The organism is Methylobacterium sp. J-059, from assembly GCF_022829485.1.
GTDB lineage: Bacteria > Pseudomonadota > Alphaproteobacteria > Rhizobiales > Beijerinckiaceae > Methylobacterium.
Genome location: NZ_JAKSYA010000050.1, coordinates 1 through 11,579, shown reverse-complemented (window position 1 = coordinate 11,579; position 11,579 = coordinate 1). Strand labels below are relative to the sequence as shown.

5 protein-coding genes and 4 pseudogenes are annotated in these 11,579 nt (G+C 65.8%); 4 read left to right on the top strand and 5 right to left on the bottom strand.

Going from position 1 to position 11,579, the window contains the following annotated elements:
• Both MKK55_RS05290 and MKK55_RS05285 read left to right on the top strand, forming a co-directional pair.
• Nucleotides 1-141 (top strand): annotated as a pseudogene (locus MKK55_RS05290) (IS630 family transposase); the annotation flags it as partial.
• Between the two features lie 132 nt (nucleotides 142-273).
• A pseudogene (locus MKK55_RS05285) lies at nucleotides 274-474 on the top strand (DUF4113 domain-containing protein); the annotation flags it as partial.
• Between the two features lie 86 nt (nucleotides 475-560).
• On the opposite strand, the gene uvsE reads toward MKK55_RS05285, so the two are convergent.
• From uvsE to MKK55_RS05270, 3 genes are all read right to left on the bottom strand, one after another.
• Complete coding sequence (uvsE, locus tag MKK55_RS05280) at nucleotides 561-1,715, bottom strand: UV DNA damage repair endonuclease UvsE (protein WP_243933616.1); 1,155 nt, start codon at nucleotides 1,713-1,715, stop codon at nucleotides 561-563.
• Nucleotides 1,712-2,728, bottom strand: coding sequence for a DHH family phosphoesterase (locus MKK55_RS05275; protein ID WP_243933615.1), 1,017 nt, complete (start codon nucleotides 2,726-2,728; stop codon nucleotides 1,712-1,714). Before MKK55_RS05275 ends, uvsE begins: the two co-directional genes overlap by 4 nt.
• A gap of 650 nt (nucleotides 2,729-3,378) precedes the next feature.
• Nucleotides 3,379-4,293: a Ku protein gene (locus tag MKK55_RS05270; protein ID WP_243933614.1), complete on the bottom strand. Its 915-nt coding sequence runs from the start codon at nucleotides 4,291-4,293 to the stop codon at nucleotides 3,379-3,381.
• Nucleotides 4,294-4,492: 199 nt separating this feature from the next.
• Between MKK55_RS05270 and ligD the strand changes: the two genes are divergently transcribed.
• On the top strand, nucleotides 4,493-7,000 hold the full coding sequence (gene ligD, locus MKK55_RS05265; protein WP_243933612.1) for a DNA ligase D: 2,508 nt from the start codon (nucleotides 4,493-4,495) through the stop codon (nucleotides 6,998-7,000).
• An 803-nt stretch (nucleotides 7,001-7,803) separates the two neighbouring features.
• Nucleotides 7,804-10,455, top strand: a complete 2,652-nt coding sequence (locus MKK55_RS05260) for an EAL domain-containing protein (RefSeq protein ID WP_243933611.1) — start codon at nucleotides 7,804-7,806, stop codon at nucleotides 10,453-10,455.
• Between the two features lie 460 nt (nucleotides 10,456-10,915).
• Here the strand turns inward: MKK55_RS05260 and MKK55_RS05255 are convergent.
• Both MKK55_RS05255 and MKK55_RS05250 read right to left on the bottom strand, forming a co-directional pair.
• Nucleotides 10,916-11,068 (bottom strand): annotated as a pseudogene (locus MKK55_RS05255) (IS3 family transposase); the annotation flags it as partial.
• A 53-nt stretch (nucleotides 11,069-11,121) separates the two neighbouring features.
• Nucleotides 11,122-11,379, bottom strand: a pseudogene (locus tag MKK55_RS05250) (zinc-binding dehydrogenase); the annotation flags it as partial.
• Nucleotides 11,380-11,579 lie beyond the last annotated feature (200 nt).

Below are 11,579 nucleotides of genomic sequence, written 5' to 3'. Positions count from 1 at the left end.
CTGATCGAGGTACAGGCCGCCATCAAACGCTTCATCGCCGAGAGCAACGGCAATCCGAAGCCGTTCGTCTGGACCGCCGACCCGGATCGCATCATCCAGGCCGCAAAGCGCGGGCACCAAGTGTTAGACTCGTACCACTAGCTCCGGCCGATCTCCACACAGCTCTCCCAGCCTTGTGCCGTGCCAAGGCCTTCCGCTGCCGATGGAGCTTGACCTTCAGCATGGGACCCCAGCGCCACGCGTTCTCGATACCGTGCAAGACCCTCTCCTGTTCGCGCATCGATCGGCCAACTCGACCGCGAGCGCTCCCGGCCGCTGATGGCGGCGATCGACGCCTGCAACGCCCGCTTCGGCCGCGGCAGCGTCGTCCCCGCCCGGGCTAGACTCGTGAGGAAACGGACATGGAGCACGAAGTTTGAGATGCGGACGCCGCGCTACACTAGCCGGGTCGGCAAGTTGGCGATGGCGCACGCGCGACCGGCGGTATGGCGGGCCGTCGCAGCAGGGTCGTCTTGTCGTGAAGTGCGCACCTTTGAGGTGGCGTCCCGGGATTTCCGGGGTCATTCCGCGGCTTCAGCGCGCCCCTCGTCGACATCCGCCTCATCGTCGGCGTCGACGCCTTCCTCCAGCTGCTCCTCGTCGTCCGTCGCCGCCTGCGGGGTGATCCCAAACCGGGCGGCGACGTCGGGTGCGAAGCGCAGCAAATCGGGGCGAAGACGCAGGAGGCTGAGGTCCTTGGATTTCCCTTCCAGCATCACGTCGAAAACCAATCCCTCGGCCATCCGCATGAACGTCGCGAACTCGAAGGGGTTGGTGAAGTCGGCGTGACCCGTCCAGACCGGGGGGCGCAACACCGTCTTCACCCGTGCCGTCGCCTTGATCGGCGCCTTCAACACCTCCTTCGACTTACCCCTGGCTTTTCCGGCCTTGGCCGCCTCTCGTTGCTTGGGGGTGATCTTTTGCTTGATCTCGCGCAACTCGGTGCGCGGCGAGGAGAAATGCATTTTCGGGCGGACGCCAGCGGGCCACGTCGCAAGGAAGCGCTCGAAGGTCTCGCGCATGTCCAGCCGCTCGGGATTGAGGCACCAGAAATGCTGGTAGTCGAAGATCAACCGCACCCCGGTACGCTCGTGGATCCAGAGCACGTCCGCCGCCGAGAAGCGCAGGTCATCATTCTCCAGCACCAGACGGCGCTTCACGTGCTCCGGGCAGAGGTTCCAGCCGTCGACCCAACGCGCCCGGCTCGCCTCGTGGTCGTCGTAAACGCCACCGACATGGGTGATCATCACCGCCTCGTCGTCCAGCTCCATCCGGTCCAGCATCTGAGCTTGGCTGGAGAGATCCCAAATGCTCTTCTTCGTGAGCTCGGGGTTCGGAGCGTTCAGCAGCACGTACTGCGAGGGATGGAACGACAGCCGGATGTCGTAGGCCCGGGCCTTTGCGCCGAACGCCCGCAGCTCGGCATCGCTCTCCGCCACCATGTTGTGAAACCGGGGCATGTCCGGGTGGGTCGCATAAGGCGCGATGTCCGACGACATCCGATACATGTCGAGGTTCTTGGACTTGAGGTAGTCCAGGACGTGGTCCAGCAGTTCGAGGGAGCACTTGAGGTGCGGATCCTTCTGCCAGCGCCGGGTGTCCTGCGACTTCAGGTCTGGCCGCCCCATCACCTTGACGGGAAAGCCCAGCCGCAAGGGACGATCATTGCCGGTCATGCCTGCACCTGTGCCTGGGGAAACCCGAGTCCCTGGATGAAGTCGTTCCAGTCGGCGTTGCGCAGCGCCCCGCCTGTCGCCTGGGCGTGGCCGTTGCCGTAGCGCCCGTCGGCGTTGGCCGGACGATGCTCGGCGAGGAAGGCGATGAGATCGCGCCCGCTGGCCGACCGAGCGGCGAAATGCACCCAGCCGGGGCGATAGCCCGCGTTCGCGGCGATCACGATCTTGTTCTTCAGGCGCCCCCGCCATTGCTGGGCGATCAGGGGATGGATCTGGCACGGGGAGTCGAGCGATATCAGCGCGACGTCGCCGCCGATGGCGGGCGGCACGCGCTTGGCCGTGTCCATGGCCGCCCGGACCTCGGTCTTGGCCGCGTGCAAAGCTAACGCATCGGCATCGTCGCCCTTGGTGATGCGTTTTGGGCCATCCGATGCCAGCAGAAGTCGTAACGCCGGCCCTGCGTCGGCCGCCGCGGTTCGGCGGGGGGCGTTGACGAGCGACGTGGCATCGCGAAGGGCCGTCTTGCCCCAGCGAGCCTGGGCCTCGGCGATCTCCGGGAAGTCGAGACCCTCGGCCATGTCGCCGATCAGGCCCACCGCCGCCAGCCATAGCAGGTCGGCCTGGTTCCCCATGGCGCCAACGGCCCACCAGGCAAGCAGGGCGGTGGTCGGCTCAGGGACGAGGCCGTTCCCGCTGATCGTGATCGCGTCCCTCGGTTCGCCGGTCGGGACGTGGTGGTCGATGACGAGTGTCGGGCAGCCCGACAGCACGGGGTCGGCTCGGGTGCCGAGGTCGGCCAGGATCAATCCGCCGGGCTCGTGCTCGCCCAGCCGGTCGGCGACCTGGGGGTCCCACGGTGATTCCCCCTTACCGACAACGACCGATACCGCCTCCCATCCCGCTTGCTGGAGGGCTCGGACCAGTATGGCGGCCGCGGTCAGACCGTCCGCATCGAAATGGCTGACGATCAGGATGGGCTTCTCTTTGTTGAACTTGGCGAGGGCGGCCTTCATCGCGTCCCGTGCCGACCCTCGTGTATCGCCATGCGATGACAGGCTTCCGACCATTCGAGACCTCACTGACCCACCCGTCATTTCATACCCCGTGGCCCCGTTCGAAGGCCGGCCCCGAAATCCTTTGATGCAAGCCAGAGATGCGCATCGCCCGGCGAGGCAACGTCCGAGTTTCGGAACCGATGGCAGGCCAATCAGAGAATTCTGTTCAAAGATCCCATTGCCCGGGGTGCAAGCGCACAGGCGATCGGCCGTCGGCACGATACGGCCTCCCAAACGGCATCGGCCTGCTGATGTCCGGGGTCGGAGGATGAGAGGATCTGGTCGGAATCACGTGGAGGGGCTCTGGGAGCCATGCCTGGTTCGACCTGCCGGTTTCCCGGCTGCTGCGATGCCCTTGGACCGGGAAAGCCCTGTCGCCACTGTATCGCGGCCGCGATTGCGCAACGTGCCGTCAGTCTCCGTGAACGCATCGCCGCGAACCGAATGGAAGGACGGCCGCCATACGCCAACCGACCGGAACAACTGTCGAATCCAGATCGATCGCTTCATGGTTCGCGCATCGGGTTAGCAACCGCAGCGAAAGCGGCCGCCGGAGAGTCGGATTGTCGGCCAAGAGCGTTGACCGGCGAGGTCGGTCACACGCCGGGTCAAGCGGCCTTCCGGGTTTTGACGGCCATAGCCTTGCCCGAAATGCGCTTCCTCGAAGGCGTCGAGGTCTTCGCCTTGGTCTTCCGCGGCTGCACCTTCGCTGATCCCTCCCCATTCTCGGACCTGATGCTGCGCTTAAGGGCCTCCATCAGGTTCACGACGTTACCGGAGTTCGGCGCACCGGCCTTCGCCTTGCCCTTGCTCTTGCCCTTCGCCGGCTTCGGTGCCTTGCCCTTCACCAGGGCGATCAGCGCCTCCTCGTAGCGGTCCTCGAACTTCGACGGATCGAACTTTCGGGTGGAGCGCGCGATCAGCTCCTCGGCGAGCGCCCGCATCTCGGCCGTGGGATCGCCGTCGGGCATGTCCTCGAAGTAGGCCGTCGGCGAGCGGACCTCGTCCTCGTATCGCAGCAGCGTCGCGAGCAGGCCCTTGCCGTACGGTTCGAGCAGGACCACCCGCTCGCGCTTGTAGATGACGATGCGGCCGAGCCCGGCCATGCCTTTCTTCCTCATCGCATCTCGGATCACGGCGAAGGCCTCGCGCGAGACCTTGTCCTCGGCCGCCAGGTAGTACGGCTTGTCCAGGTAGCGCTCGTCGACCTCCGCGCGCCTGCAGAACGCCTCGATGTTGATCGTGTGCGTGCTCTCCAGGGCGATCTCGCTGAGTTCGTCGTCCTCGATCGGCACGAGGTCGTCCTTGGCGATCTCGCATCCCTTGACCTGATCGTCGCGATCCACGGTGTCGCCGGTCACGGAATCGACCATCAGCTGCTTGAGACGGTTGCCGGTCTCGCGGTTGATCGTATGGCACTTCAGCTCCCTCGACGAGCTGACTGCCGGATACAGTCCGACCGCACAGGAGACGAGTGAAAGTCGAAGATGACCTTTCCAGTTGGCGCGGGCTGCCACGTCCATCTCCTGTGTCTGTCGAAGTATTTCCGGCCGCCGATGCCTTCGCGCCGCGAAGGTCGGGAGCTTGACGGTTCAACGAGAGTCCAACTCGACTCGTTCCTCCACAGGCGCAGCTGTGGATAACCTGCCCATTATTGTAGATGGCCCTGCCGAAGGAGTCGGCTCAGGAACCCGAGCGGGCCGTTCCGGTTCTCACAGGACGATGACCGAGCTGCTCAGATCCTATCGGGACAAGCGGGACTTCGGGGCCTCGCCCGAGCCCAAGGGCAAGCGCGGCCGCAAGGCGGCGAAGGCGCGGTTCGTCGTCCAGAAGCACGACGCGCGGCGTCTGCACTACGACCTGCGGCTCGAGATGGACGGGGTGCTCAAGAGCTGGGCGGTGACGCGCGGACCGAGCCTGTCGCCCGCCGAGAAGCGGCTCGCGGTCCAGACGGAGGATCACCCGGTCGACTATCTGGCCTGGGAGGGCGCGATCCCGAAGGGCCAGTATGGCGGTGGGACCATGATCGTCTGGGACACCGGTTCCTGGGAGCCCATGGGTGATCCGTCCGTTGGACTGGCGAAGGGGCACCTCGAATTCGCCCTGCACGGCGAAAGGCTCGTGGGCCGATGGCATCTCGTGCGCATGAAGGGCCGCGGCGGCGAGAAGAAGCAGCCCTGGTTGCTGGTGAAGGCCGACGACGAGCACGCCCGCCGCGACGGCGACATCCTCGTCGAGCACGAGGCCTCGGTCCTGTCGGGCCGGACCAACCAGGATCTCGCCGAGGGCGGGGTCGTCAGAGCCGATCATGCGGCCCGCGCCGAGGTCGCCGCCGAGCGGAGGACGAAGCCGCCCGCGAGCCGCTCCAAGGGGGCCCGCCAGGCGATCCTGCCGCCCTTCGTCGAACCCGCGCTCGCGACCCTCGTCGACGACGTACCCACCGGTGACGGCTGGCTGTACGAGATCAAGCACGATGGCTACCGCATGCAGGCCCGCATCGCCGGCGGCTCGGTGAAGCTTCTGACGCGCTCGGGCCTCGACTGGACCGCGAAGTTCGAAGCCGCGGCCCAGGCCCTGAAGGGTATGAAGCTGCCCTCGGCCCTGATCGACGCCGAAATCGTCGTCGAGACGGAGAGCGGGGTCTCCAGCTTCTCCGCCCTGCAACAGGCGCTCGCCGCCGGCGATACGGGATCGGCGGTCGTCTACGCCTTCGATCTGCTCTACCTCGACGGCAGGGATCTGCGTGCCCTGCCCCTGACCGAACGCAAGGACCTGCTGCTGCAGGTCCTCGACGACGCCCCGCCGGGCGGCCCCATCCGGTTCAGCGAGCATCTCACCGCCGATGGCGAGGCCATGGCGCGCCACGCCTGCAGGCTCGGACTGGAAGGCATCGTCGCCAAGCGCGCTGACGCGCCCCACCGCTCGGGCCGGACCGATGCCTGGCGCAAGATCAAATGCAGCTTGTCGAAGGAGTTCGTCGTCGCCGGCTACATGCCGTCGACCACCGCGTCCAGGTCCGTCGGGTCGTTGATCCTCGGGACGCACGAGGACGGCACCCTCGTCCACGTCGGGCGGGTCGGCACCGGCTTCCGCGACGCGGTTGCGCGGGATCTCTGGACGCAGCTGGAACCGCTGCGCATCCCGGCGGCGCCCTTCGCGGCCGAGCTGCCGCCGCCGGCGCGCCGCAACGCCCGCTGGGTCGAGACCCGGCTCGTCTGCGAGGTCACGTTCCGCGGGTGGACGGGCGACCGCCAGCTTCGGCACGCGTCCTTCAAGACCCTCCGGAGCGACGTGCGGCCTGAGGAGGTCGTACGGGCGAAGGGGGCCGCGGCCGCGAAGCCTCGTATGCGGAAGCCGCCGGTGAAGGCCACGCCGCTGACGCATCCGGATCGCGTGCTCTGGCCCGACGTCGGCCTGACCAAGGAGGGTCTCGCCGAGTATTACGAAGAGGTTGCCGACCGAATCCTGCCGCACGTCGTCGACCGGCCGCTATCGCTTCTCCGGTGCCCGGATGGCCTCGGATCCTGCTTCTACCAGAAACACGCCTGGGCCGGTCTCGACGACCGCCATATCCGGTCCGTGGACGGGGAGAACACCGTCGTGATCCGGGATCGGGATGGCCTTCGCGCCCTCGTCCAGTCGAGCGTGCTGGAGATCCATCCATGGGCGGCGACGGTCTCGGACCCGAATCGGCCGGACCGGCTGGTGTTCGACCTGGATCCGGGCGACGGCGTCGCGTGGGACGATCTCGTCGCCGGCGCGCTGGAGGTGCGCGAGCGGATGTCGGCCTCGGGCCTCGCCAGCTTCGTGAAGACCACCGGCGGCAAGGGGCTGCACGTCATCGTGCCGATCGAGCCGAAGGTCGGCTGGGACGAGGCCAAGGCCTTCGCGAAGCGCATCGCATCCGAGATGGCGAAGGACGTCCCCGACAGCTTCGTCGCGACCGTGTCGAGGAAGGCCAGGGAGGGACGGATTTACGTGGACTACCTGCGCAACCAGCAAGGCGCGACCGCCGTCGCGGCCTTCTCCACCCGGGCGCGCCCCGGGGCGCCCGTATCCGTTCCCATCGATTGGAACGAACTTCCGTCGCTCGGCTCCGGGGCGCGCTTCGACGTTACAAGCCTGCTGGGGCGCCTGTCCGCATTACAGCGCGATCCCTGGACTGGGTTCGAACGCGCGGCTCGTCCGCTCGAGTTTGCTGGGCGCCGACCCCGTCGACAGACCTCGTAGGCGAAACCTAACGCTTGGTACCCATTCACGAGGGGCGTTTGGGCTGGCGACCAGACTTTGGTCCTTCGTCCCGAAGCGGATGTTCCACCGTCGACCCAAACTCGCCGCTCAAGGCTGCTCGCGCCGGGCCCGAAAGCGGTCATTCGGCCAACTGCCGTCCTTGCAGCAGCGAACCCAGCAATGACCGTTCGCCCGTCCGCGGCCGCGTTCGAACCGGAAAAGAAGTGCCTCTTCCGTGTGCGATCATTCGATCGCTATCGGCGTTTCGCTCAGGAGGCCTGGGACATCCTGCCGGATCGCGTAACGATGCGTGTGAGCGACATCACGCTCTGGATCAGTGCCGATTTGGTCCAGGAGCCCTACCAGCATGGGCAGATCCAGAGCTTGGACACAGTCAGGAAGCGATCAAGGAGCTGGTGTACCGCAAGCGATATTTCGTGAGCGATGGCGACGTCGACGAGGATGCGGCGGAGGAACGAGCAAGGTGTCTTAGAAGAGATCTATCTTCCTTCTTCCCCTAGCGGATACTGAGACCAGTATCATCCCCTTCACGCCGGGTAAGAAAACATGTGGCTCTCCGACGAAGCCAGGCCCGATCGAAACGACGCCCTGTTCGCTCGACGAAGATCCCGCGAATGTCCCTGAGCGTTAAGGGGTTAAGCCGCCGCTGGCACCTTTCGTTCGCAGGCGGGCTCAAGAGGGCTGTTGCTCGGGGATAGGTCTGTTCTCGGCGTACAATTGTCGGCAGCGATCCAGGCAGGATTAAGGATCGATTAAGCCGCCGTGAGCGAGACATCGCGTAAATGTTGGTTTCAAAAATGGTGGATCGCTCGATCCTGGAGTTCACGCTGATGAACACCCCCTTGTTGCGATCTTCCAATGAGGCCGAGCGCCTTGCCGCCCTGCGTGACCTGAACATCCTTGATACCGCACCGGAGACCCAGTTCGATGCGATCTGCCGTACGGCCCAGGTCTTGTTCGGAATGCCGATTGCCCTGGTCTCGCTCCTCGACGAAGACCGCCAGTGGTTCAAGGCGCGCTGCGGGCTGAGCCACGACGCAACGTCCCGGGACGTCGCATTCTGCAACCATACCATCCAGGCCGACGAGGTCCTCATCGTCGAGGATGCCCGTGACGATGCCCGGTTCAAGTCGAACCCCCTGGTCACGGGGGAGCCGGGCATCCGCTTCTATGCCGGCGCACCGCTGATCCTGAGGTCCGGCATCCGCGTCGGATCACTCTGCATCATCGACACCGAGCCGCGACGCTTCTCGAGCGAGCAGGGCCGCCAGCTCCGCGATCTGGCCGAGGTCGTGACCGCGAACCTGCGCGTCTACCAGGATCGTACCGAGCATCGTCGCGTGGCGGCGACGCTGGCGGATACCGATGATGCGTTGCGCGACGCCCGATCCCGCTACGCCTCACTCGCCGACGCCCTGCCGCAGATGGTGTGGACCGTGTCGCCCGAGGACCGCGTCACCGCCTACCGGAACGCGAGCTTCCGTGCCTACTACGGCGAGACCGACGGTTCGCGCGGCCGGGCCCACAGCCGCAACCATCCGGGTGACGTCGACCGCATGTCGAGCGCCTGGGAGGCCGCGGTCTCGGGCAAGCAGGCTTTCGAACTCGAAGGTCGCCTCAGGCGGCATGACGGCGACTACCGCTGGCACCGGATCGTCATGATCCCGCTGAAGCGCAGCGGAGAGGTAATCGAGTGGCTCGGTACGGCGCTCGATATCGACCACATCATCGCGGCACAGACCGCGCTGAAGGCGACCGGAGACCTCCTGCGTCTCGCCCAGGAGGCGGCCGAGGCGGGCATCTGGGAGTGGGACATGCGCGACGACGTCGTCCGGCTTTCATCGATGAGCGCCCGCATGCACAACCTTCCGGTACCGGTCGGCCAGGACGCGATGGAGATCCCGCTGGCCGATTGGAAGGTGCAGGTCCATCCCGACGACCTTCCTAAGGTCTGGGACGAGGTAAAGCGCGCCATAGCCGATCGGACCACGTACAGCTGCGAGTTCCGCATCGCCAATCCTGCGGTCCCGGCCGAACCGCGATGGATGCAGTCTTTCGGTCGCATGCTCGACGACGCGGCCGGCGAGCCCGTCCGCTGCGTCGGCCTCCAGATCGACATCACGGATCGAAAGGTCTCCGAGGCGCGCATCGCCCACGTCGCGAGTCACGACAACCTCACCGACCTACCCAATCGCGTGGTCTTCCACGCGACGCTCGAAAGATGCCTCGCGGATCTCGGAAACGGTCAAGCCGCGCTGCTCTGCCTCGACCTCGACCGCTTCAAGACCGTCAACGACACGCTCGGACACCATGCCGGGGACAGGCTCCTACGCGTCGTCGCCGACCGTTTGAGGGACTCCGTCGGGAATGAGGGCGTCATCGCGCGCCTCGGCGGGGACGAGTTCGCGATCATCCTGCCGGGGGCCGGGCTTGAGACCGCGCAGGCGCTCGCACGGACCGTCATCGACGCCATCGGCCAACCGATCCATCTCGGCAGCCAGGTGGTGACCATCGGCGCGAGCATCGGGATCGCGCTCGCACCGGAACATGGACTGGAGGTAGATCTCCTGCATCGCCATGCCGACCTCGCCCTCTACCGGGCCAAGGGGGCCGGACGGAACAGCTCCCAGGTCTACACCAAGGGAATGGACGAAGCCCTGGAGGACAGGAACAAGCTTGAGTTCGACATGCATCTCGCCCATCGCAAGGCGGAGTTTCGGCTGTATTACCAACCCGTCGTCGCACTGACGGACGGGCAGGTCCGTGGCTTCGAGGCCTTGATGCGCTGGCCGCATCCGATCCGCGGGATGGTCTCGCCGGCCGAATTCATCCCGATCGCAGAGGAGACCGGCCTAGTGGTTCCCCTCGGGACCTGGGCTCTGGAGGAGGCCTGTCGCTTCGCCGCGTCGTGGCCGATCCAGGCGCGCATCGCCGTCAACGTCTCGGCGGTCCAGTTCCAGCAGCCCGGCCTTGAAGCGGCCGTTGCGAACGCCCTTGCGGTCTCCGGTCTCGCGGCCAACAGGCTCGAACTGGAGATCACAGAGAGCCTGATGATCCAGGATGGCGACGCGGTCATCGCCTGCCTGCATAGGCTTCGGTCCATCGGCGTCCGCATCGCCCTGGACGATTTCGGGACGGGGTACTCCAGCCTGAGCTACCTTCGGCGCTTCCCGTTCGACAAGATCAAGATCGATCGGTCGTTCGTACGCGAGATCGACGACCCCGACGCGCAGGCCATCGTCCGCGCCGTGGTCAGCATCGGCGAACGTCTTGGGACCGCGATCACCGCCGAGGGTGTCGAGACTGAGGATCAACTCGCCCTGGTGACCCAAACGGGATGCACGGAGGTTCAGGGTTTCCTGTTCGGCAAGCCGATGACGCCGGAGCAGGCCCTGCTTTTTATGAGAGAGCAAACCCCGCGGAAGGCGGCGTGAAGCAGCCGTCATGCTACAATCGCAAGATCAATGCCTGCTTGAGGACCGGACGCGACTGTAAGCAGCCAGGCCGTTTCCCACCCCGAACGGTCTTCTAGTTCCGACTCGGCCCGGCTGACATACCCGGCTTGCCTCGGCTTCCGATGAAGACGCTCGGACATGCTGGTGCTGTGCTGCGCCAACCGGGACATCACGCGGACCTCCGGCCGGGTTCGCGGGAGCCCGTGGCTAGGCGGTGGTGAGGCGTCGGGACTTCGCGTGGCGCCTTGACGGTGATGGCGACCTCCTGACCGACGAATTCAACACTATCGGCGCACCGGCGTGTGTTGCGCCCCCCGACCGCTTCGGGCGCCTTCCCACGTGGCAGCCAGCGCGGCGGTACGGCCGCGCTGGCCCGACCCGGCTCAGCGCAGGAGCTGGAGGATGCCCTGGTTGGCGCTGTTGGCCAGCGACAGCGCCGAGATCGCCAGCGACCGGCGCGTCGACAGTCCGTGGCCTCCGTTATCTCGATCGACCGGATTGCTTCGGCAACCTTGCGGCCTTGCAACCCCAGGACATTCACCTGACGCAACTTCGCGACGATTTCTCCAGCCGTATGCTGCTTCCGACCCATGATGACATCCCCTACATCGCTTAGGGAGGACCACTTTTCAGGGGCAGGCCAGCTTAATCGTCGAAGCCTTCCAGAACGACTTTGCCCTTCGCGCGACCGCTCTCGATCAGTGCATGAGCCCGCGCGAGGTTGGTGGCATTGAGAGGTCCGAACGACTCATTGAGCGTGCTGTGGAGTTTTCCCGCGTCGATCAGGCGGGAGACCTCGGTGAGGATCTCGTGCTGCCGCTCCATGTCTGCCGTTCCGAACAGCGAGCGGGTGAACATCAACTCCCAGTGAAGCGACAGGCTTTTTGGCTTGAGCGGCATCACGAGATCCTCACCGAGGTCTCCCGCCTGATCGACGCGGGAACACCCCACAGCACGCTCAATGAGTCGTTCGCACCTCTCAATTCGACCAACCTCGCGCGGGCTCATGCACTGATCTAGAGCCGTGCGGCGAGCTGGGTGGCATTGAGAGGTCCGAACGGCGCATTGAGCGGGTGTTGGGGGTTTGCCGTGTGCATCAAGCG